This is a genomic window from Flavobacterium eburneipallidum, from assembly GCF_027111355.2.
Classification (GTDB): domain Bacteria; phylum Bacteroidota; class Bacteroidia; order Flavobacteriales; family Flavobacteriaceae; genus Flavobacterium; species Flavobacterium eburneipallidum.
This window is the reverse complement of record NZ_CP114291.2, coordinates 621,306-644,881: the sequence shown is the minus strand read 5'-3', so window position 1 is coordinate 644,881 and position 23,576 is coordinate 621,306. Positions and strand designations below refer to the sequence as shown.

The window sequence follows — 23,576 nt, the reverse complement described above, 5'->3', positions numbered from 1 at the left end:
AGTTTTCACAAAAGTTTAGCTTCTTCTTTTTCATAAAAAGCATCTACAGAAAGCTCCTTTTGACTAGAAGCAAAAACCGCCAATTCATCGCAACGTTCATTTTGAGGGTGATTGTTGTGTCCTTTTATCCATTTGAAATCTACTTTGTGTTTTCGGTAAACGATTAGAAAGCGTTTCCATAAATCAGGATTTTTTTTGTCGGCAAAACCTTTTTTCTCCCAGCCAAAAACCCATTTTTTCAAAACAGAATCCACCACATATTTAGAATCTGAAATAACTAAAACCTTCATATTTGGATTTTTTAGTTTTTCGAGACCCACAATTACTGCTAACAATTCCATTCTATTATTAGTAGTATGGCGAAAACCTTCGTAGAATTCTTTTTTATGTGGCGTACCTACTAATTCCATCACAACGCCATAACCACCGCGACCAGGATTTCCCTTGGCTGCGCCGTCAGTATATATATGTACTTCGTGTTCCAAATTTAATTAGTCAATTGTATGCTCTTGATTAATGTTTCAAATAACAGTTGATTATCTTCTTTTCCTACTTCTTCAATAAAATTTAAAGAAATGAAATAGCCTTTTTTTGGAATGTAACAGGTCTTACTAATTATCTCATAATCAACACCTCCGTTTTTGAGTGTGAATTGAGCCAAAAACTGAACTGCTTTTTGTTTTGCTATTTCAGTAATAACTGGTGGATTTATAAATCTAAAATTTGTTAATGCTTTTTTGACGTTTTCAGTAGATTTTTCGATAACCGTTTTAAAATCATTGATATTATCGGTTTGATTACTATGCGTTCTAATTTTTATGGTTGGAATTATTCCTCTGTGTTTTTTAGGATCATATTTAGTATAAGTAGCAAGATCTACGGCTGAATTATTAGACTTTAACAATTCTTCTATTTGCTTGTCTGTAAAATCATACTGATTTAAGTTTTTCAGAATGGCTTCGTTTTCCATTGAAATCCAATTTTCAGGAACATCAATAGAAAATCCAATTTTTTTAACTTCAAATCTTTCCTGACAAAATCCGTTTGAAATTGATAATACAGTTACTAATACAATCAAATACCTTTTCATTATTTAAGATTTAAAACGTCTTCAACGATCGCTGGAAAATATTTTTGCTCCAACTCGTGTATTTTTTCGGCCACCACTTCTGGAGTGTCAGTAATTAAAACGGTTACTTTCTTTTGAAAAATAATATTTCCCTCGTCGTAATTTTCATTGACGTAATGAATGGTAATTCCAGTTTCCTTTTCTTTATTTTCGACAATGGCTTTGTGTACATTCATACCGTACATTCCCTTTCCGCCATACTTCGGTAACAAAGCAGGATGCACATTTATTATTTTATCGGGAAACTGTTCAATAATATTTTCGGGAAATTTCAATAAAAATCCAGCCAAAACGATTAAATCAGGCTGAATAGCATTTAATTTTTGTAGTATTTTACTAGTATTTAATTCATCTTTAGAGAAAATTTCTGCAGGGATTTGAAAGTTTTTAGCTCTTTCAATCACATAAGCCTTTGGGTTATTAGTAAATACAGCAACCACATTTCCTATGCTCGTGTTTTTAAAATGTCTTATAATATTTTCGGCATTAGTACCCGATCCAGAAGCAAAAATTACAATTTTTTTCATATTCAAACAGATTTCAATACTGCAAAAAAAAGAATAAAAACTCATAATAAATAGTATTCGAGAGTCTTTATGAAATTTATTTTATAAATTAGCAGTCACATTTATTAACTAAATAGTTGTTTTCAAATAAAGTTTTTTATTTTTGCCAACAATTAAAATTTAAAATTTAAAGATTATGTCAGACATTGCATCAAGAGTAAAAGCGATTATCGTAGACAAATTAGGTGTTGACGAAAACGAAGTTGTAACAGAAGCTAGCTTCACTAATGATTTAGGAGCTGACTCATTAGACACTGTAGAGCTTATTATGGAATTCGAAAAAGAATTTGATATTCAAATTCCAGACGATCAAGCCGAAAATATCGCTACTGTAGGTCAAGCAATTTCTTATATCGAAGAAGCTAAGAAATAATAAAAAACACCCGATCTTTAAAAATCTCAAATTATAGAAATTCCGAATTCCAAAAATTGGAATTTGTTTTTTGAAAATTGGAATTTAATAAAAATCGGGTGTTATTATTTTAAAAAATTAAATTCCAGATTGAATTTCAATCAAAAAATATATAATAGAATACCCATAGCTCTTTTGTGACTAAAACAGCAAGAAAGCATGGGTTTTATTTGTTTAAAAATACTAATCTAAAAAATTATGGAATTAAGACGAGTTGTTGTAACAGGCTTGGGTGCTCTTACTCCTATTGGAAATAACATTCAAGAATACTGGAATAGTCTTATTAACGGCGTTAGCGGGGCTGCTCCGATAACTTATTTTGATGCTTCAAAATTTAAAACACAGTTTGCTTGCGAACTGAAAAATTTTAATATTGAAGATTTCGTCGAAAGAAAAGAAGCTCGAAAAATGGATCGTTATGCTCAATACGCCATGGTTTCTTCAGAAGAAGCAATGAAAGACGCTAATTTTGATTTAGATACAATTGACAAAGATCGTGCTGGAGTAATCTGGGGTTCAGGAATTGGAGGATTAGAAACTTTTCAAATAGAGGTTCTTAATTTTGCAGCAGGTGACGGAACACCAAAATTCAATCCTTTCTTTATTCCAAAAATGATTGGAGACATAGCCTGTGGACATATTTCTATAAAATATGGATTTAGAGGCCCTAATTTTGGTACTGTCTCGGCTTGCGCATCATCTACAAATGCTATTATTGATGCTTTCAATTACATTAGATTAGGTCATGCTGACATTATGGTGACTGGAGGTTCAGAGGCAGCTGTAACCATTGCAGGAATGGGCGGATTTAATGCAATGCACGCCCTTTCTACCAGAAATGACGATCCTAAAACCGCATCCAGACCTATGGACAAAGAACGCGATGGTTTTGTTTTAGGTGAAGGTGCAGGAGCTTTAATCCTAGAAGAATATGAACATGCAGTAGCTCGTGGAGCCAAAATCTATTGCGAAATTGGTGGTGGCGGAATGTCAGCAGATGCGCATCATATTACAGCACCCCATCCAGAAGGATTGGGAGCAAAAAATGTAATGTTGAACTGCTTGCGTGATGCTGGACTAAAACCAACAGATGTTGATGGTGTAAACATGCACGGAACTTCAACACCTCTTGGAGATTTAGCCGAATCGAAAGCTATTGAACATGTTTTTGGAGAACACGCCTACACAATGAATTTGAATTCAACAAAATCAATGACAGGACACTTGCTTGGAGCAGCTGGAGCAGTAGAAACTATCTCGGCGATTCTTTCTATACAACATGGAATTATTCCTCCAACAATCAATCATTTTACTGATGATGAAAGCATTAATCCTAAACTAAACTTTACCTTTAATGTAGCTCAAAAAAGAGAAGTAAATGTTTTGATGAGTAACACTTTTGGTTTTGGTGGACATAATGCTTGCGTGTTAGTTAAAAAATTAGGTTACTAATTATATTTGTGCAAATGCGTATAATTAAAAAAATATTTTCAAAATCCCGTTCTCTTGAAGACGGGATTTTTTTTGATGCTATGCACGAAATCTTGGGTTTCGAACCAAAAACGCTAGAATATTACAAAAAAGCATTCACCCATCGTTCTTCAAACAAGCAAGACCAACAAGGCAATCCTGTCAATTACGAACGACTTGAGTTTTTGGGCGATGCTATGTTAAGCGCTGTAATTGCTGCTCATTTATTTGACAAAGCTCCAGCAGGTGACGAAGGTTATCTTACCAAAATGAGATCCAAAATTGTTAGTAGAGAACACCTGAATGAACTTGGCAAGGATTTGAATTTGGTTCGATTTATAGAAAGCAAAGTGCCTGTACAGCATTTTGGCGACAACATTCATGGCAATATTTTCGAATCTTTAGTTGGCGCTATTTATTTAGACAAAGGATATGAATTTTGCGAAAAATTCATTCAAAAGAGAGTAGTAATTCCTTATGTAGATATTGCTCGACTGGAAGGAAAAGTCATTAGCTACAAAAGTTTACTAATAGAATGGTGTCAAAAAGAAAAAAGACAATTTCACTACGACATTTTTGACGATAACGGAATAGACGGTCAACGCTTATTTGGTGTAAAATTAAGTATCGACGACAAAGTGATTGCTAAAGCAAGAGCTACCTCAAAAAAGAAAGCCGAAGAAAAAGCATCTCAACGAGCTTATTTTGCATTTCAAAATAAAATAGACAACAAATAATCAGAATACACTCTATCCTATAACGTTTTCGTTTATAAAAATAACAAAATCATTTATTTTGAGGCATTTCTGCTTCAATAGAAATGCTATATTTACAACTTATTTGTTTCATAAATGGCTATTCATAAACTGGATTTTGGCGAATTTGACGAAATTGATTATCAACTTATCGCTATTCACACGTCGTTAGAAGACTACAGATTAGCTTATTTCATCAATCAGAAATTATTCATCAATTTGAGTAAAAATGAAAATGAAATTTTGATTAATATAAAAGAAGGAGAAACAAAATTCACAAGATTTTATTCTTTCGACGTCGAAAAAGGAATCTCTTGGAATTTAATTCAAAACAAAAACGAAGTCATTCAACAAAAGAATAACAATAGCCAAAATCTATTTTCGAATGTAACCATGGAGGTGGCTACAAAAGTTTATTTACTTTCAGAATTTAAGAAAGTAGATTATTTTTTAAAAATAGAAAATTTAGACGAAACCAAGAATTTAGAAGCAATACTAACGCAATTAAATACAATTGATAACTTATCAACAGCTTATCAAATTGACATTAATAAAATAAAAGCAAAAAACAATTTAATTTTTTAATACCAATGATTACAAAGAAAAAAACAAAAATTGTAGCCACACTAGGGCCTGCATGTAGTACTAAAGAGATCATAAAAGACATGGTCGAAGCAGGTGTAAATGTGTTTAGAATAAATTTTTCGCACGCAGACTACGAAGATGTTAAAAATAAAATCAATATAATTAGAGGTCTAAACGATGAATTCGGATACACAACCGCTATTCTTGGAGACTTACAAGGGCCTAAACTTCGTGTAGGTGTAATGGAAGATGGTGTAGTTGTAAATGATGGCGATTTAATCACCTTTACAACTGCTGAAGACATTATTGGTACTGCCAAAAAAGTTTTCATGAAGTATCAAAATTTTCCAAATGATGTGAATCCTGGAGAAAAAATATTACTTGACGATGGTAAATTAATCTTCGAAATTGTTGAAACAGACAAAAAAACCGAAGTTTTAGCAAGAGTACTTCAAGGAGGTGAATTGAAATCTAAAAAAGGAGTAAACCTACCTAATACAAAAATTTCTTTACCTGCTTTAACAGAAAAAGATATTGCCGATGCGATTTTTGCTATTGGTCAAAAAGTAGATTGGATTGCGCTTTCATTCGTAAAAACACCAAGAGACCTACAAGATCTTCAGGAATTAATCGAAGAGCATTCGGAATTTAAAATTCCAATCGTTGCCAAAATCGAAATGCCAGAAGCATTAGAAAACATTGACAAAATCATTGCTTATTCTGACGCTTTGATGGTAGCCCGTGGTGATTTAGGGGTAGAACTTCCTGCACACGAAGTACCATTGGTACAAAAAGACTTGATTCGTAGAGCAAAAACTGCTAGAATTCCTGTTATTGTAGCGACTCAAATGATGGAAACAATGATTACAAGTTTGACTCCAACCAGAGCCGAAGTAAACGACGTTGCCAACTCTGTTATGGATGGTGCGGATGCTGTAATGCTTTCCGGAGAAACAGCTGCAGGTAATTATCCTGTTCAGGTAATTCAGCAAATGACAAAAATTCTTGAGGCAGTAGAAGATTCTCCGCTAATTCAAGTACCACAAAACACACCACAGATTAAAACCAATCGTTTTATTACTAAAATTGTTTGTCATCACGCTACACAAATGGCTAACGGAATTAAAGCCAAAGCCATTAGCACATTGACCAACAGTGGTTACACGGCTTTCCAGATTTCGGCTTGGAGACCACAATCTCATATTTTAGTATTTACTTCTAACAAAAGAATTTTAACTCGTTTGAACTTATTATGGGGAGTAAAAACATTCTATTATGACAGTTCAGTAAGTACAGATGACACCGTTTCGGATGTAAATGAAATTGCTAGACAAAAAGGATATGTTACTAAAGGTGATTTTGTTGTAAACCTTTCGGCAATGCCTCTTTTAGACAAAGGAATGGTAAACACCTTGAGAGTTTCTGAAATAGAATAATTCATAATATTCAAGAATATTAAATCCGTGTCGTTTTATAATGACACGGATTTTTTGTTTCTAATTGGATTGAAAAATTTTAAGAATAAATAAACAATCTTCTGCTCAAAATATTTTACATTTGAATAAATTAAACATAATAAACTATGGCTTTCGAATCGAAAAATCCGTTTTTAACTAATAAATCATTTTCAGCTACTTCAAGAGCAGAACAAGTACACGAAGCTACCGTTATTGGTCACGACCAAGAAATGAGTCTTGCGGGAACTATCAACAAAACTTTAATCTTATTTTTATTGCTTTGTGCATCGGCTATTGTAGTTTGGTGGATGGCTTTTAATGGATTGAATCCAATTGTTCCTGCTATTGGCGGAGCGATTATAGGATTGATTTTAGTGGTAGTTGCTTCTTTCAAACCACAACTTTCGGGTTATTTAGCACCAGGTTATGCCTTGTTTGAAGGTTTATTCATTGGTGGAGTATCTGCTATTTTTGAAATTAAATATCCTGGCATTGTTATTCAGGCAGTGGGAGCTACCTTTGTAACCTTTGCGGTTTGCTTGGGATTGTACCGATTTAAAATTGTAAAAGTGACCGAACAGTTCAAATCAGTAGTTGTGGCGGCGACATTGGCCATTGCTACATATTATCTTATTTCATGGGTTGTTTCTATGTTTACCAGCTTCACTCCAGTTCATCACGGTAGTTCGATGATGAGTATTGGAATTAGTGTTTTTGTGATTGTAATTGCAGCTTTAAACCTATTCTTGGATTTTGACAGCATCGAAAAAGGAGTTCAACAAAAAATGCCTAAATACATGGAATGGTTTGGTGCAATGGGCTTGATGATTACCTTGGTTTGGTTGTACATCGAGTTTTTAAGATTGCTTTCTAAACTTTCGAGTAGAGATTAAAAATAAAGATTAACGAAATTAGAACCACGCTATTTGGCGTGGTTTTTTTATTAGAACAAAAATTATTATTGAAGTGATTTAACCTACTTTAATATCTCTATATGCCATTCCTACTTTATTTTTCATCTTAATTCTTTGTTTTGGTTGCCATCGTAAGTTGCCTATTGGAATGGGTACGAAGTCGGGAGACTTCGCACAGCACCTCGTTTCCTGCCTATCTTGATTTTATTCAAACTTTGGATTTTCAACAAAATCTTTAGAAAGACTGTCTGCAACGAACTCTAAACTATCTAATTTTTTGGTGTTTTTTTCGAAATAAATTTCATTTTTATAAAGTTCTATTAACACACCTAAACATAAACTAGATTCCTTTCTTGCTCCCTCTTCTAAATAGTGTACAAGTAAATCTTGTTCTGGTTTTTGGAGTTTTAGAAGGTTATGAATACTATATTCCCCCTTATTATCTATTTTTAAAAAAGCATAAAAAAGATTATAATACGCATCAGGATAAACATCTTTCATTCTCAAGGCATAAGGCAAAATATCACATGGCGCCTCCCCATTAATAACATACAAACTATAATCTTCATAACTATTGATGTCTTTATTGTTCATTATGTTTTTTTTGAAGGTTTCAATTTGAACGTCAGAATAATCTGCTTGTCTGGAAATACAAGAAGTCAAAAGAATTAGGCTAATAAACAGTACGCTTTTCATAATTTATTTTTTTTCTGGGTTAACATTAAGGAGAATAACACTGTACGAAGTCGGGAGACTTCGTACCCTTTTACAATATACAGTTCTAACTTTCAAAAAATCAATACTCCTTATTTTTTGTAAAATTATCCAAATATAATAGTCTTTTATTACAAATAAGCATTTGTTTTGCTTGATTAATTTTGTGGGTTGCAAAGTCATCATTTCTTCACTTTTCAAGTAGTTATAGCAATAATTTAATCTACTTTTGAGCATTCAATTTTTTATATAATGACACAAATTAGCATTTTAGGTTGTGGCTGGTTGGGTTTGCCATTGGCGAAAGCCTTACTTAATAAAGGGTTTTCAATAAAAGGTTCGACAACTTCTGTTGATAAACTTTCTGTTTTAGAAAATTCAGGAATTCAACCTTTTGTGATTACACTTTCAGAAGACAAAACAACTGGAAATTTTGAGAATTTTTTAGACCATTCGAAGATTCTAATCATTGATATTCCACCTAAATTGCGTGGCTTATCCAAAGAAAATTTTGTAGCCAAGATTAAAAACACTGTTCCATTTATAGAAAAATCTGCTGTTGAGAAGGTGCTTTTCGTTAGTTCCACATCAGTTTATGGCGATACTTCGACTGCGCTTGATGTGACAGAAGAAACCGCTGCATATCCTCAAACTGAAAGTGGCAAGCAATTACTGGAAACCGAACAGCTTTTGCAAAACAATTCCAATTTTGAAACTACCATTCTACGCTTTGGCGGATTAATTGGCGAAGACCGAAATCCGATAAAATTCTTGGCTGGAAAAACGAATTTAGAAAACCCAAACGCTCCTATCAATCTCATTCATCAGGAGGATTGCATTGGCATTATGCTGAAAATTATAGAACTGAATTTCTGGAACGAAACACTGAATGCCGTAACTCCTTTTCATCCGAGTCGAAAGGAATATTACACTCAAAAAGCGATTGATTTGAATTTGGAACTTCCTCAATTTAATGACGAAAACAGTTCTTTTGGCAAAACAATTTCGAGCACTAAAATTGAAACTATTTTAAGCTATACTTTTGTAAAACCCAATTTGTGATTCCAATTTTACTAGTTCAAACTAGGTCGATTGCCAAAATAATGCTGAATCATAATGGCTAATTCTTGTTTTTTGATGGGTTTAGAGATATAACCATTGCATCCTGCAGCTATTGTTTTTTCTTTATCACCCTCAAGCGCAAAAGCGGTTTGAGCCAAAATAATTACTTTTTTATTGAACTTTCTTATCTCTTTAATAGCTTCATAACCGTTCATTTGAGGCATTTGAATATCCATCAAAATCAAATCGATATCAGGATGATTATGACACAGTTCTATAGCTTCTAAACCTGTTTGAGCCGTTAGAATTTCTTTACTAAACGGCTCAACCGCTTTTAGAATTAACATCTTGGATATGGCATCATCTTCTGTTACCAGTATTTTTAGTTTTTGAAATTGCCAGTCATCAGGAGGAACTGCCAAGCCTTTTTGAGATTCATCAACTAGCTTTGAAGCGGCATGATTTGGAAGCGTAAAATAAAATGTTGACCCTTTTTGAAGTTCGCTTTCAACCCATATTTTGCCACCAAGTAACTCTACATAAGCTTTTGCAATAGACAAACCTAAACCAGCTCCTTGTCTAGCCATTTTATCATTGAAATCAGCTTGAATAAAACGCTCGAATATAGCTTTTTGCCTGTCTTTTGAAATTCCAATTCCGGTATCTTTTACAAAGAATTCTATGAAATCTCCTTTTATTTCATACCCAAACTCGATGGTGCCTCTAACGGTATATTTTATAGCATTTTTGACCAAATTGAGCAGAATAGCATATAGTTTTTCTTTATCAGTAGTGATAACTGTTTGCTGCATGTTTGAGTAACTTTTCACAACCAATTCAATTCCTTTGTCATGAGTTTCGGGTTTAAAAAAAGTTTGTATGTACTGCATTTGCTCGTCAATATTTGTTGCCGAAAGACTGACATTCATTTGACCTGCTTCAATTTTAGAAACATCGACAATATCGTTGATGATATTGAGCAGTCGAGTACCACTTTTTTCGATAATTTCAATATAATTTTGATGTTCTTCGCTACTAAAATCGGTTTCTTTTAGCAATTCCGTAAAGCCCATAATTCCGTTCATGGGAGTTCGAATTTCGTGACTCATATTAGCCAGAAAAGCCGATTTCAACTGATCACTTTCTTTGGCTTTCATCAAGGCCTTTTCTAATTGATCATTGGCTTTTTTTAATTTTTCTCTGGATGAAATTAATTTTTTGTAGTTTTTATGGAGTGTTTTGTTAATGCTTTCATACTCTTGGTTTTTAACTGACAAGTCATAACTCAATCGTTCTGCAATACTTTTTGCACGTTGTTTGGTGATAAGTAACGAGTAGGACAAGGCAGATAGCAACAGGCTTATTACAATTCCTCCTATGGATATAAATACTATTTTGGTAGAAAAAAATGCGTTTTCGGAAGATTGAGAAAAAACCAAAGTCCATTTTCTGTTGTTCAAAAAAACAGGTATTGTTCGAGTTGAAATTTTGGCTTGATCTTCAATTTTTTGACTTTTATGACTATCAAATAACAGTGCTTTTTGTTGAACACTGCCATTATCATAAATTTGTAAACCTATGTTTGCTTTATTTCTTATATGAACATTTCCTAAAATACTATTCATCAAATCGTCCATTCGAAAAGCACTAAAAACCCAACCTACAATAGCATCCCGACGAGCTTCTATCGTATTTACACTTACTTCATCATAGACCGGAACATACAATAATGTGCCGGCTTGAATGTTCTTATTTGTTTCTTGACGCAAAAAAACCTTTCCGGAAAGTACTGGTTTATTTCTATCTCTAGCCATTTCCATCGCTTGGCGTCTTACTGAATCTGAAAACATATCATAACCAAAAGCGGCTTTGTTTCTGTCGTGAGGTTCGATGTAAATTATAGATGTATAAGCTGTACGTTCCCCTTCTGGAAAAATTTTATACTCTGGAAATCCTTCTTTGCGAATGGCTAAAATGTGTTTTTCAAGCTGTTTTCTTTTTATAACAGTCGAAAAACCCAACCCTTGAACACCTATAAACTTGACATTGTCAGTAGAGAATTTATTAAAAGACTTCCATTCCTCTCGTGTTACTGTTTTCGAAGCTTCAAAAAAAGACGAACCACTAATTAAAAACTCTGTTTGAATATTAATTCGAGTAATTATTTTTGATCTTATCTCATTGCAAACTTGAATAAAATCTTTTTTAGATTGAGTTTCTTCCTCTTGATAGAAGTAATTAGAGAAGCAAAAAGTAACTATAAGACCAAGCAGTAGCACTATCAAGGAAATCCAGATAGGACTTGAAATTCTTGAAGAGTTTACGTTTATGGATCTCGAATTTACCATCTTGATTTTCTATTCTATTAATATTTTTTTTAAATAAATTATAATTATGCTTGGCATTTATTATGACAATAAACTGATTTATACTTACTTAAAACAATAATTTTAAATTAAAATTAGTGTCCACTCCGAAAGAATCTAATAAAAATAAAGAAAAAAAAATCAATACTGTAATTTTTAAGATGTTATTTCTTTTTAAAATATAATTAAAATAAAATCATCTATCCTTTTTTAAAACACGCATTTTGTACTTTTGTACCAAATTATTTTTATGAAATCTTTTTTCTATAAGTATCGAAAATTCTTTGGAGTGTTATTCGTGTTTTCTATCATTGTGATTTCGCTTTTTTACACCGCATTGAAGCCAAAAAAATCACTGCCGATATACAATCCTGCTGACGTAAATCCTGAATTAGTGGATACAACGGTGCAATATATTGCCAATAAACATCGCATTGCCGACTTCTCGTTTACCAATCAGAATGGCAAAACCATTACCCAAAAAGATTACGAGGGCAAAGTCTATGTAGCCGATTTTTTCTTCACGACTTGCGGATCAATTTGCCCCAAAATGACCACTAATTTGGTCGATGTTCAAAAGGCATTTCTGAACAACCCCAAAGTCAAAATTCTATCTTTTAGCGTTATGCCTGATGTGGACAGCGTTTCGGTTTTGAAAGAATATGCCAAAATAAATGGTGTTATTGACAGCAAATGGAACTTGGTTACTGGCGACAAAAAAGCCATTTACACCATGGCAAGAAAATCCTATCTGGCCGTAAAACAAGGAAAACCCGAAGAACAATACGATATGGTGCATACCGAAAACTTTGTTCTGGTGGATACCAAAAAACGAGTTCGTGGTTTTTATGACGGAACCAAAAAAGAAGATATTCAAAAGTTGATTGAGGATATTAATTTCTTGTGTGAAGAATAAATTAGACCTATTTTAACACAACTGAAAACATAAATGTCTTGCAATAAAGAATAATTGTCTATTTTTACAATCTAAAATCAATCTAAATAAGAATTGCAAACTACAATAGCCAACTTAAAAAAAGGAGAGAAAGCCTTGATCAAAGATTTTGATGCTGATATTATTCCGCTTAAACTACTCGAAATGGGTTGTTTGCCGGGGAATATGGTCGAATTACTTCAAATTGCCCCTTTTGGCGATCCTTTGTTTTTGGATATCAACGGTTCGCATCTTGCCATTCGTTTAGAAACTGCCCGTGACATTGAAGTTGAACTCATCAAAAACAACTTATAATGATTCAGCAAAATATCAATGTCGCTCTTATTGGAAATCCAAATGTGGGGAAAACTTCTGTTTTTAATCAACTTACGGGTTTGAACCAGCAAGTGGGGAATTATCCCGGAATTACGGTTGAGAAAAAAATGGGTTTTTGCAAATTACCCCATAATATTAAAGCCAATATTCTCGATTTACCTGGAACTTATAGTTTGAATGCCAGCTCGATGGACGAAAGTGTCGTTATTGAATTGTTGCTGAACAAAAATGACAAATTGTTTCCCGATGTAGCTATTGTGGTCACTGATGTGGAGAATTTGAAACGAAATTTACTGCTGTACACTCAAATAAAAGACCTTGAAATTCCAACGATATTAGTCATCAATATGGCGGATCGAATGGAACGAAAAGGGATTTCGCTTGATATTCCATATTTAGAAGAAAAATTAAAAACCAAGATTGCTTTAGTCAGTTCCAGAAAAGGTTCTGGAATTGAAGAATTAAAAGAGCTGATTGTTTCTTATAAAATCATTTCGCATGAACCCTGCTTGAATGCGTCAGTAATTGATTCTCCTTATTTTGAAAATTTACAAAAAGCATTTCCCAACCAGTTGTTGTACAAATTATGGTTGGTGATTACGCAAGATGTCAATTTTTTGAATTTAGAACGCAATGAAATCCGAAGTACATTTACCAAACCGCATTCGGAACTGAAACGTTTACAACAAAAAGAAACCATAAAACGCTACCAATTTATCAATGATGTTCTCAAAGAAGGTTTGAAAGTAGATGCTTCAACAGCAACCGATTTTAGAACCCGATTGGATAATATTCTAACTCATAAATTTTGGGGTTATTGTATCTTTTTAGCCATTTTATTTATAATTTTCCAATCAATATTTAGTTGGTCAACCATTCCTATGGATTTTATTGACAGCACTTTTGCCTCTTTGAGCAGCTGGGCTTCCGAAAAATTACCTAGCGGAATTTTAACCGATTTGCTTTCGCAGGGAATTATTCCTGGAATTGGAGGGATTTTGATATTTATTCCACAAATTGCATTTCTTTTTCTATTCATTTCCATACTCGAAGAAAGCGGTTATATGAGTCGTGTGGTCTTTTTGATGGATAAAATCATGCGCCGATTTGGACTTTCAGGCAAAAGTGTCGTGCCCTTAATTTCGGGAACGGCTTGTGCTATTCCAGCGATTATGGCTACTCGAAATATCGAAAACTGGAAAGAACGGTTGATTACCATTTTAGTAACTCCTTTCACGACTTGCTCGGCGAGATTGCCCGTTTATGCCATCATCATTTCATTGGTAATTCCTAACGAACGTGTTTTTGGTATTTTAAATATGCAGGGATTATCATTGATGTTGTTGTATCTTTTAGGATTTGGAACAGCGATTTTGTCGGCTTATATTTTGAACAAAGTCTTAAAACTAGATACCAAAACCTATTTTGTAGTCGAAATGCCAAGCTATAAACTACCGCTTTTCAAAAACGTTGCTATCAATGTAGTCGAAAAAACAAAAGCATTCGTTGTTGGTGCGGGTAAAATCATTTTAGCAATCTCTATTATTTTATGGTTTTTAGCTTCTTCCGGCCCCGGAAAAGATTTCAATGAAGCCGAAACTATCGTCAAAGAAAGAACCATTGAAAAGCCATTAAACGAAACGGAATTTGAAAACGCAGTAGCTTCTCAAAAACTGGAGAATTCGTATATCGGAATTATGGGCAAAGCCATCGAACCTGCCATTTCTCCACTAGGTTATGACTGGAAAATAGGCATTGCCATTATCAGTTCGTTTGCTGCTAGAGAAGTTTTTGTGGGCACATTAGCCACTATTTATAGTGTGGGAAGCAGTGATAATGAAGCCACTATCAAAAATAAAATGCAAGAAGAAATTCACCCAGTGACGGGTAAAAAAATATTCAATTTTGCTTCTGGAATATCCTTGATGCTTTTTTACGCTTTTGCTATGCAATGTGCCAGTACGCTAGCGATTACTAAAAAAGAAACTAATTCTTGGAAATGGCCAGCGATGCAGTTGTTTCTAATGAGCGGATTAGCTTATTTTGTAGCATTGATTGCTTTTCAGATTTTAAAATAAAAAGAGTATCTTTCCGTTGAATTTTACAGTTTCAGAAATAAATAGTTGTATTATGAGAAATTATGAAAATGCTTGTGCTCTAAATTACAGCAAACTTAAATTGCAATCCTTACCCTTGACTACTTGGGAATTTCGAAAAGACTCTTTTTCGGATGTTGTTTTGTTTAAAAAATTACAATCGAATTGGAATATCAAACAAGATTATTTGAAACAAGCCCGAAAAGAAAACAGAGAACTTATTGTTACTGATAAAAATTTCAAAATTGTATTTGTATCCAATACTATTGCTAAAATAAGTGGTTATCAACCCGATGAAATACTAGGGAAATCTCCAGCTATGTTTCAAGGCGAAGGCACTTCTATAGCTACTAGAAAAAAAATAAAAACCGCTCTAAATCAGTTGCAACCCTTTAAAGAAGTAATTTTAAATTACCGAAAAAATGGCGATTCATACTGGTGCGAAATCGAAGCCTATCCGATGTTTGACAAAAACGGAGCGTTTCAGAACTATATTGCTTTAGAGAAAATTGCATCCTAAAACAAACTAAAAAAATGGATTTTCAGAAAATTATAGCATTTGCCATTCTAGGAATTGCCGTTGGATTTTTGATTAAAAAATTCTTTATAAAAAAGAAAAAATCAGATAAAAATTGTAGTGGTACAGATTGTGGGTGTAATTAAAATATTTTTCTTCCCAATTTTCAAGCTTCTTTGTAAGCTGTTTTCTGATTCAAAAAACCATCTTTTTTTATCTTCCCTTTATCAATCCTCGATGAATAAGACGATTTATATTTTTGATAAATTGGTATTTTATTTGTTACTTTATAAAATTAACAGACCGAAAACCAATAATTTATGAACTTATGTAATCGATTACCTATTATCATTTTACTTTTTTGTATTCTATCCTGTCCTAGAATTCAAGCACAAAATGAAACCTTTACTATGACCCAAATTGGCGCAAATAATTTATTAAGTGTTCCGTTTGATTTGAATTATGGCCCTGATAATTATTTGTGGGTAACTGAAAAAACAGCAGGAAAAGTGGTTAGGATAAACCCAACTACAGGTCAGCGAGATGAATTAATACAAATAGCAGGTGCTTACTCTTCAGGTGGTCAAGATGGACTTCTGGGTTTCGCCTTTGACGAGGGATTCTTAACAGGAAGTCCTTATGTATATTTATCTCATACCGTTGGAACTAGCATTGCCAACGAAAAACAAAGATTGGTTCGCTACACCTATAGTTTGAACGGAAATGACGGCTCTTTGTCTTCGCCAGTGATTTTAATTGACAATCTTCCTGCTTATAATGATCACAATTCAGGCAGGTTGCTTTTTGGTCCAGATAAAAAACTGTATTACACTATTGGTGACCAAGCCAATAAAGCATGTAATACTAATTTGGCTCAATTCCTACCAACTCAACAAGAAATAGATGCCAAAAACTGGGCAAAATATCCTGGAAAATTGTTGCGATTGAATACCGATGGAACGATTCCTGCTGACAACCCAACTATAAACGGTGTTAAAAGTCATATCTATACGTATGGACATCGCAATCCGCAAGGGCTTGTTTTTGGCACCAATGGCCTTTTATATTCCGATGAACAAGGCCCCAGTTCCGATGATGAAATTAATATTATGAATTCAGGAAAAAATTATGGCTGGCCCTTTGTAGCAGGTATAAAAGACAATTTACAATATGATACTGATGGCTGTCTGGCTGGCAATGAAACTTCTTTTACGGCTACTAATTATCAGGATCCTATTCTCTCCATGTTTCTGCCTAATTCCTATAAAGATCCTGCTTGTACAGATTCTTGGATGTGTCGTCCCAATATCGCTCCGTCCAGTATCGCCATTTACGAAAGTGATGCCATCCCATCATGGAAAAATTCGTTATTAGTGACCAGTTTAAAAAAAGGTAGAATCTACCGAGTGAAACTAAATGCGAACGGAACTGCAGTAGAACAAAATGATGTTACACAATTGTTTTATACTCAAAACCGGTATCGCGATATTGTAGTTTCTCCCGACGGAAAATCTTTTTACATCATTACCGATTCTTCTGGAAAAACATCAGATGCATCAGGTATGAACACTGTAAGTACGATGTCAAATCCTGGCGCTATTTTGAAATTCACCCTGAAAGAAAATCTTTCTACCCAGCAGGAAACAGCAACTTTTTTTAGAATATGGCCTAATCCTGTCTCACATACTTTATTTATTGAACTAAAAGATTTTGTTGAAAAAGCCCAATTAATTAATTCTTTGGGACAAGTTACAAGAGAATTTACAGACTTAAAAACTGGTGTAAATGAACTAAAAATCAATAATATTCCGAAAGGAGTTTATATCTTAAAGTTGTATTCTAAAGGGCAGTCTTGGCAGAAAACTATTATTGTGAATTGATTGTATTTGAAAGTTTTTCAATACGCTTTTTACAATTAAATCAAAAACAGCCACCGAAAATATCCCGATCGCTCGGATATGCAATAAATATTGTCGTCAACGGATAGCGCAGAATTGCATTCTATGGCCCACAAAGTTGAGCAGGTTATACAAATAAAAAAAAGCTATACTTATAAAACGGTATAGCTTTTTGTTTAAAAAATAGTTTGTACAAATAATTGTATTAGATTTGTTGTAGTGACTCATTGGAGTGGGCACAGAATGCAATTCTGCGCTATCCAAACTAGGACGTTTATTGCATATCTAGGACGTCGGGGGGAGTTAAACTAAAAACGGATGTGCAAAATAATAACTTTGTTAATTTTAATGTTTCTGGATCTAGTGTTTCATGTATAGAAGATTCAGGTGAATCTAGAGACGGTAAAATTATTTTAAATTTAACAGGAATAATATTAACATTTGTTATGGTGGTGAAGGCAAGAGTTAGTGGAATAAATCTAATAAATTATAGTAGGAAAGTAGGCTTTTCTGACCCTGTTGAATTAGTAAAAGATTTCGAAATTAATTTAAACTAACATGATAAAAAAAGGCATGTTTGCAAAAGGGATAATTATAATTTTATACATATTTCTTTTAAGTGTATTTCTTTTAATATACAAGCAACAATTAAACATTTGTTTGTCAAAGGATTATATTTTAATGCAAAACGTTAAAATAGATTCCATCTATAGTGTTTCACATGCTGGCAATAGAAATGGAGATTCTCATTATATCAATTTTAAAGATTCTGATAAAAAGATTAGTTTATTACTTGAAGAAAATACTTTAATACAAAAAAACCTTGTAGGACAACTTTTTAATGATAATATCAGAACATATAATTTAGTAAAGAGAGAGAAAATCAAATCTTTTTTTCCTCAAAACACTGTGTATTTTACATATGATGACCGCTTTATTTGTGATGCCAACGGAAAATGTAATTTTACTGAAGCATACAAAAAAAAACAATTAGGTTATCTTATTTTAGGTGCTCTAGTTTTTATCGGCATCACATATTTTACCTATCGTGTTTATAATAGTCGAATAATAAAAAGTCTAAAAGAAGAAAAGTTTCAGTTCAAATTTTTAGACTCTTTCAAAGATTAATTTCTCAATTTTTAAAAAAAATAATCAATAATAAATTTTATAAAAATGAAAAAAATACAATTAATAATTTTAAGTATATTCTTTAGTATCAACTTTTTTAGTTATGCGCAAGTAATGATAAACTTAAATAGTACAGATCCTAATATTACAAATTTAAGTTATGGGTTGTATCCTGATAACATTATTGTTAAAGGAACAATAAGTTCAATAAGTGGAGTAACTAACAATAGTCCTGAACTATTGATTAATTCTATTTTATCTGAAAACTCTCTCGCTTGGATAAACTTAAATAACAATACTCCAATAAGTGAATTAGATGCAGATGCAACTCAAGATTTGAATCAAAAAAATGCTTTGGATAAGAATCTAAATTACTTTCAACTGGCTCAAGTAATAAATTTCACTTATAAAAACGAAAATTATAAATATATAAAATACAGTTTTCATAATTCGATGTCAACAAAAAAACCTTATGGATTTATCTTAATGATAAACAAAAACAATAAATGGTTGCGTGTAAATGAATTTAACGATACAAATTCTGAATTAATGAATTATACACTGACTTTTTTTAAATTTAACTATCAAAAATTAAATGCAATATTTAGTAAAAATAATTTAGGAAATAGCTTAATGACTAATATTATAAACGCCACTCATAACTCAAATGGGTTCAGTGTTAATAGTTTATCTCAACAGTTAGATTTATGGAATTATAATACTTCGAGTGCTGAAAATGTTTATTTTTCTGAAGCACTAGATTGGGAATAAAACCCATCTACACGAAATATTCTTAAAGAACAAAGGACCTTAAAATACAGGGTCGTGCTGGGCGAATGTCTCCGACTTCGTCCCCATTAAGTCAAACAAGCAAAACCAATCAAAAAAGCCACATCTTTACGGATATGGCTTTTACGTTAAAATAAACCTAGAAAACTACAATTCGTACCATTCTTTTTCAGAAGATTTTGAATTGTTGCCTAAAATAGTTTTCAAAGTATATCTTTCGGATTCTGATTTTTTTAATTGATGTGTCCAAGAAGCTCTTTCTTTTGGTTTAAAACCTTCACCGCTGCATTCGTATTCTGCAAAAAAAGCGGTTTTTTCATTCTCAACATTTCCCCAATTGTCCCAGCCTTCAACTGCTATTTGTTTGGGAAATTCGCATTTTATAAACACGGATTTTGCCCACGCTCGCCAAGGACGACCCAGATAAAGCTTATCTACTTCGGGTGTTACATTCACTTTGCAATCCATAAAAACAAAACCAAATTCTTTGTCTTTTGGCGTATTGGGAGCGGTGATATAAGAATTGGTTTTAGCCAAGATAGTACAGTTTTTAAAAACCGCTGTTGCTGGTCCAAAGATAAAATCCGTAGTTCCCTCGATATGACAATCGACAAAAAACTGTCTGGCATATTCGCCACCCAAATATATAGTATCTTGATTGCCTAGAAACTTACAATTCTTAAAAACGGCTTTATCAGCATCGACATACAAAGCCACTGCCTGCCCTACTCGCCCTGCGGAATTTTCGAAAGTAATATTCTCTGCCTTGAATCTATTTCCTGATATTTTGGCGGTATAAGAATCGAAAGTACCCATTTTGCCTCTGCCCGAATAATCATTGTAGGTGATAATGGTTTTATCTAGGCTTTCGCCAATAAAAGCAACATCGGTATTATTAGCAGACAATTCTATTTTTTCGTTGTAAACTCCATTTTTGATATACAAAGTAATGGGTGCCAACGGAAATTTTCGCATCGCATCTATCGCATCCTGAATGTATTTATAATCGCCGCTACCGTCTTTGGCAACCACAAATTGGTATTTGTATTTTTCAGGGTTAGCTGTTTGTGCAAAAAAAGATTGAGTGACCAAAAGTAAAAACAAAAGGTATTTTAATTGGTTCGTGTTTTTCATTAATAGTTTATTTATTTAATTCTAAACTGGCTAGTATAAAAGGCCCAGTTCCTTTAGGATCATTAGATCTGATTTTTTCACCTATATAATATTCATAAGTTCCATCTCTGTATGGATTACCACCTAAACCAGCTACAGCACAACATTTATTTAAGTTTACCACTCCATTTTCTTCAACCGTAACTAGGTTTTTAATGAGTCCGTCATAACCTTGGTTTGCATTTTTTAAATACTTATTTGGAATATAACCTTTATGAGCAGCTTTGGCCAATGTATAAACAAACATAGCAGTTCCTGTGGCTTCTAAATAATTCCCTTGTCTGTTTCCCTGATCTAAAACCTGCCACCATAATCCTGATTGATCCTGAACCTTAACAATAGCTTCTGCATATTCATTCAAATATTGAATCAGTCTTTCTCTTCCTGGATGGTTTTTAGGTAAAAAATCTAAAACATCTACCAATGCCATTCCGTACCAACCCATTCCTCTGGACCAGAAATGCTGTGAATTTCCAGTTTGCTTGTTAGCCCAACTTTGTTCTTTGCTCTCGTCCCAACCATGAAATAATAATCCAGTTTTTTGATCTTGACTGTGCTTTTGAATTAAATCAAATTGAAGCACTACATCATCATAAACCTTTTCAGCTTTAGAAGCATCTTTTTCATATTCTCTTATATAACGAGCATGAAATGGTTCTGCCATATACAAACCATCCAACCACATTTGAAAAGGATATATTTTTTTATGCCAATACCCACCATCTGATGTTTTAGGCTGCGATTCTAACTGGCTGTTTAAGGTTTGCATCGCCTTTAAAAAACGCTCTTCCTTTGTTTTTGGGTACAAATAAAGTAGAACATCGCCTGATTTTATCATATCCAAATTTTGATCCGCTAATTTGTATCTTTTTATTTCTCCTGTTTTCTCAATCATCTGATCGGCATAAGCATAGATATAGTCATAATATTTTTGGTTTTTGGTTTTTTCATAAACCTTCGCACAAGCACCTAAAACTAATCCGTTAGTGTAGCCCCATTGAGGTACTGGAGAAAAATCTAATTTTGTTGCTTCAGGAAAACGATGCATTTCTGACAGCACCATTCTCTCTGACCATTTTAAATTTTCAGGAACAATTTTCCCTGCTGATTCTTTGTTTGTAGTTGCATTGTAGCCATTTTTACAAGCTACAAGAGATAAACTAAAAGCTATTAAAGAAATCAAAGAAATTCGGGTAATTTTAATTCGTGACATCATAATTGTATTTTAAATGTTGTTTTTATTTTTTTACCAACTGATTATCAAACACTTTAATTAAAAAATTATTCATGTTATTTACGGTAGAGTCAATCCAAGGATCAAATAACCAAAATGTATGCAATTGGATGTCAAATTTATGAACTTCTGTGTAAATACCCCAATCTTTCATCATTCCTATTAATTCGTCCTGTCCGGCATGAAATCTTGGAAAACCACTATTGACAAATAAAATAGGACATGATTTTTCATTAGCCCAAAAAATAGGAGAAGCATCTTTCCAAATTTCTGGCTTTTCATAGAAAGTACCTCCCAACCATTGTACATCTGGTGAATCGGGACCTCGCTTTAGATTAAGGGACAATGGTGCCATAAAATCGACTACTCCATCTAAATCTATAATCGCCTGAATGTCGCTTGAAAAACCTAAATTCCGCTGATTTCCTTCTTTGGACTGAACTCCGTTTGTGAGTCCGACCAACAAAGCCAATTGTCCTCCTGCTGAATCTCCAGAAATGGCTATTTTGTTGGAATCAATTCCGTATTTATCTGCATTGGCACGCACCCATCGTACTGCTGATTTTATATTAAAAACCGCTGCTGGATATTGCGCTTCCTGCAACAATTGGTATTCGACACAAATGGTTACAATTCCTTTGGCTGCCAGTTTTTGAGCCATTGGTACCTCTAGTGCTTTATCTCCTGCTCTCCATCCGCCACCGTGAACCATGATTAAGGCTGGATATTTTCCTTTTTTCTTTGGCGAAAAAACATCCAAATGCAAATCTCTGTCTCCATAAGGAGTATTTTTTAATGTCGTGTAAACCAGATTCCTGTTCTCTTTTACATTTTCAGGTAAAGAATCTTTTGCAGGAGTGATTTGCGGATACTTTTTCAGGTATTTCTTGTATTCATTTTTGACAGTAAAAGAAGTGTCTTTGGGAATGGTAATTGTCTTTTGTTGTGCTTGAGTACAAAAAGAAACAAAAAGAATCAACCCAAATATATTTTGAAAAAACTGCTTCATAGTATTGAAATTTTATTGTTTAAAAACTTTAGTCAAAAAATTATTTATGTGTTCAATTGTTGGACTAAACCAAGGCTCGTACAAACAAAAAGAATGCGGTGCGCCTTCAAATTCTTTGACTTCCGAATAGATTCCGTTTTTATCCAAAACCTTAATATAATCTTCCCTTCCCGCATGCATCCATGGCACAGCGCTATTGATAAAAAGTGTTGGTGGCGTTTGAGCACTTACATAACTCAAAGGCGAAGCAGCTTCCCATAATTTTGGATTTTCGGCTTTCGAATAACCAAACCAATAGGTTCCTGCCGAAATTCCTTTGCTATCATCTCCTTCACGACCATCGGGATGGACAAAAGATAAAGTTCCGTCAATATCCACCACGGCATTGGCATTCGATTTTGTATCTAAATTACAAGAAGTCCCTTCGAATAAAGGCATATTTCCCGTTGTTCCCATAAAAGAAGCCATTTCGCCGCCAGCTGAAAAGCCTAAAACAGCAATTTTATTTGGATCAAAATTATAAGCTTCTGCATTTTGTCGAACCCAACGAATCACTGCTTTTAGATCATAAATAGCAGCTGGAAAAAGTGCCTCGGTTGAGAGTCGGTACTCTGGTGTGAAACAAATATAACCTAAACTAGCCAACTTTTGTGCCATCGGATAATGTTGCTCTCTACTTCCGGTACGCCAGCCGCCACCATGAATAATGATGATTGCTGTTCGTTTCGAATTTGTTTTATTTGTATTATAAAAAGCATCGAGATTCAACTTTCGTTTCCCGATTTCGCAATAGGCGATATTCCGTTTTTCTTTAACCGAAGGAAATTGAAATTCAGAAACAATTTTAATCGATGGATGTTTTTTCACATCATATTTGTAAGCGCTTTTAGTTGAATAAGACGTATCTCTAACTCCAGTTACCCCTTTGTAAGACTGTGCATTTATACCAACTACAAATCCTAAATACAATAAAAAAAAGAGTGAAATTTTCATTTAGATTATTTTATCAAATTTAAAGAAAAACAAACCCAT

At 33.4% G+C, this 23,576-nt stretch carries 25 protein-coding genes; 16 read left to right on the top strand and 9 right to left on the bottom strand.

From position 1 onward, the window contains the following. Positions 1-5 precede the first annotated feature (5 nt). From rnhA to purN, 3 genes are read right to left on the bottom strand one after another with little or no spacing between them, the layout of a single operon-like run. The gene (gene rnhA, locus OZP15_RS02725; RefSeq protein WP_281336934.1) at positions 6-485 is read right to left on the bottom strand and encodes a ribonuclease HI; all 480 of its coding nucleotides are present in this window, start codon (positions 483-485) and stop codon (positions 6-8) included. Positions 486-487: 2 nt separating this feature from the next. Continuing rightward, the gene (locus tag OZP15_RS02720) at positions 488-1,090 is read right to left on the bottom strand and encodes a hypothetical protein (protein WP_269226963.1); all 603 of its coding nucleotides are present in this window, start codon (positions 1,088-1,090) and stop codon (positions 488-490) included. Further along, a complete protein-coding gene (gene purN, locus OZP15_RS02715; RefSeq protein ID WP_269226962.1) occupies positions 1,090-1,656 on the bottom strand; it encodes a phosphoribosylglycinamide formyltransferase in 567 nt (188 codons plus the stop codon). The genes OZP15_RS02720 and purN overlap by 1 nt, the downstream gene beginning before the upstream one ends. Before the next feature lie 175 nt (positions 1,657-1,831). On the opposite strand from purN, the gene OZP15_RS02710 reads away from it, so the two are divergent. The 6 genes from OZP15_RS02710 to OZP15_RS02685 all read left to right on the top strand — a co-directional run bounded on the left by OZP15_RS02710 (position 1,832) and on the right by OZP15_RS02685 (position 7,267). Next, on the top strand, positions 1,832-2,068 hold the full coding sequence (locus tag OZP15_RS02710; RefSeq protein WP_007137004.1) for an acyl carrier protein: 237 nt from the start codon (positions 1,832-1,834) through the stop codon (positions 2,066-2,068). A 237-nt stretch (positions 2,069-2,305) separates the two neighbouring features. Next, positions 2,306-3,559: a beta-ketoacyl-ACP synthase II gene (gene fabF / locus OZP15_RS02705; RefSeq protein ID WP_281336933.1), complete on the top strand. Its 1,254-nt coding sequence runs from the start codon at positions 2,306-2,308 to the stop codon at positions 3,557-3,559. Between the two features lie 14 nt (positions 3,560-3,573). Beyond that, a complete protein-coding gene (rnc, locus tag OZP15_RS02700; protein ID WP_269226961.1) occupies positions 3,574-4,314 on the top strand; it encodes a ribonuclease III in 741 nt (246 codons plus the stop codon). Positions 4,315-4,428: 114 nt separating this feature from the next. Further along, positions 4,429-4,917, top strand: a complete 489-nt coding sequence (locus tag OZP15_RS02695; RefSeq protein ID WP_269226960.1) for an IPExxxVDY family protein — start codon at positions 4,429-4,431, stop codon at positions 4,915-4,917. Between the two features lie 5 nt (positions 4,918-4,922). Beyond that, positions 4,923-6,353 (top strand): pyruvate kinase, encoded by a 1,431-nt coding sequence (gene pyk, locus OZP15_RS02690; protein ID WP_281336932.1) that lies wholly within the window; start codon positions 4,923-4,925, stop codon positions 6,351-6,353. Between the two features lie 146 nt (positions 6,354-6,499). Beyond that, positions 6,500-7,267, top strand: a complete 768-nt coding sequence (locus OZP15_RS02685) for a Bax inhibitor-1/YccA family protein (RefSeq protein WP_269226959.1) — start codon at positions 6,500-6,502, stop codon at positions 7,265-7,267. A gap of 225 nt (positions 7,268-7,492) precedes the next feature. On the opposite strand, the gene OZP15_RS02680 is transcribed toward OZP15_RS02685, so the two are convergent. Further along, on the bottom strand, positions 7,493-7,984 hold the full coding sequence (locus tag OZP15_RS02680; protein WP_269226958.1) for a hypothetical protein: 492 nt from the start codon (positions 7,982-7,984) through the stop codon (positions 7,493-7,495). A 270-nt stretch (positions 7,985-8,254) separates the two neighbouring features. Here OZP15_RS02680 and OZP15_RS02675 point away from each other — a divergent pair, with 270 nt between their 5' ends. Further along, entirely contained in the window at positions 8,255-9,064 is an 810-nt protein-coding gene (locus OZP15_RS02675; RefSeq protein WP_281336931.1) for an SDR family oxidoreductase, read from the top strand. 11 nt (positions 9,065-9,075) lie between these two features. Here OZP15_RS02675 and OZP15_RS02670 read toward each other — a convergent pair whose 3' ends face one another. Next, complete coding sequence (locus OZP15_RS02670; protein ID WP_281336930.1) at positions 9,076-11,412, bottom strand: CHASE domain-containing protein; 2,337 nt, start codon at positions 11,410-11,412, stop codon at positions 9,076-9,078. 268 nt (positions 11,413-11,680) lie between these two features. Here OZP15_RS02670 and OZP15_RS02665 point away from each other — a divergent pair, with 268 nt between their 5' ends. From OZP15_RS02665 to OZP15_RS02625, 9 genes are all read left to right on the top strand, one after another. Continuing rightward, entirely contained in the window at positions 11,681-12,346 is a 666-nt protein-coding gene (locus OZP15_RS02665; protein ID WP_269226956.1) for an SCO family protein, read from the top strand. Between the two features lie 93 nt (positions 12,347-12,439). Next, entirely contained in the window at positions 12,440-12,679 is a 240-nt protein-coding gene (locus OZP15_RS02660; protein WP_269226955.1) for a FeoA family protein, read from the top strand. After that, positions 12,679-14,778 (top strand): ferrous iron transport protein B, encoded by a 2,100-nt coding sequence (gene feoB, locus OZP15_RS02655; RefSeq protein ID WP_281336929.1) that lies wholly within the window; start codon positions 12,679-12,681, stop codon positions 14,776-14,778. The genes OZP15_RS02660 and feoB overlap by 1 nt, the downstream gene beginning before the upstream one ends. A 52-nt stretch (positions 14,779-14,830) precedes the next feature. Further along, complete coding sequence (locus tag OZP15_RS02650; protein ID WP_281336928.1) at positions 14,831-15,316, top strand: PAS domain-containing protein; 486 nt, start codon at positions 14,831-14,833, stop codon at positions 15,314-15,316. A 14-nt stretch (positions 15,317-15,330) separates the two neighbouring features. Next, a complete protein-coding gene (locus OZP15_RS02645; protein ID WP_269226952.1) occupies positions 15,331-15,459 on the top strand; it encodes a FeoB-associated Cys-rich membrane protein in 129 nt (42 codons plus the stop codon). Positions 15,460-15,633: 174 nt separating this feature from the next. After that, on the top strand, positions 15,634-17,193 hold the full coding sequence (locus tag OZP15_RS02640) for a PQQ-dependent sugar dehydrogenase (protein ID WP_281336927.1): 1,560 nt from the start codon (positions 15,634-15,636) through the stop codon (positions 17,191-17,193). A gap of 338 nt (positions 17,194-17,531) precedes the next feature. Then, positions 17,532-17,768 carry a hypothetical protein gene (locus OZP15_RS02635; protein WP_269226948.1) on the top strand — a complete coding sequence of 79 codons (237 nt, stop codon included), beginning with the start codon at positions 17,532-17,534 and terminating at the stop codon, positions 17,766-17,768. 1 nt (position 17,769) lies between these two features. Next, on the top strand, positions 17,770-18,339 hold the full coding sequence (locus OZP15_RS02630) for a hypothetical protein (RefSeq protein ID WP_281336926.1): 570 nt from the start codon (positions 17,770-17,772) through the stop codon (positions 18,337-18,339). A 45-nt stretch (positions 18,340-18,384) separates the two neighbouring features. Next, entirely contained in the window at positions 18,385-19,110 is a 726-nt protein-coding gene (locus OZP15_RS02625; RefSeq protein WP_269226946.1) for a hypothetical protein, read from the top strand. A gap of 165 nt (positions 19,111-19,275) precedes the next feature. On the opposite strand, the gene OZP15_RS02620 is transcribed toward OZP15_RS02625, so the two are convergent. From OZP15_RS02620 to OZP15_RS02605, 4 genes are read right to left on the bottom strand one after another with little or no spacing between them, the layout of a single operon-like run. Further along, positions 19,276-20,262, bottom strand: a complete 987-nt coding sequence (locus tag OZP15_RS02620) for a pectinesterase family protein (RefSeq protein WP_269226945.1) — start codon at positions 20,260-20,262, stop codon at positions 19,276-19,278. Positions 20,263-20,269: 7 nt separating this feature from the next. Beyond that, a complete protein-coding gene (locus tag OZP15_RS02615) occupies positions 20,270-21,517 on the bottom strand; it encodes a glycoside hydrolase family 88/105 protein (protein ID WP_349293289.1) in 1,248 nt (415 codons plus the stop codon). Positions 21,518-21,539: 22 nt separating this feature from the next. Next, the gene (locus OZP15_RS02610; RefSeq protein WP_281336925.1) at positions 21,540-22,544 is read right to left on the bottom strand and encodes an alpha/beta hydrolase; all 1,005 of its coding nucleotides are present in this window, start codon (positions 22,542-22,544) and stop codon (positions 21,540-21,542) included. Positions 22,545-22,556: 12 nt separating this feature from the next. Then, on the bottom strand, positions 22,557-23,537 hold the full coding sequence (locus OZP15_RS02605; protein ID WP_281336924.1) for an alpha/beta hydrolase: 981 nt from the start codon (positions 23,535-23,537) through the stop codon (positions 22,557-22,559). Between the last annotated feature and the right edge of the window lie 39 nt (positions 23,538-23,576).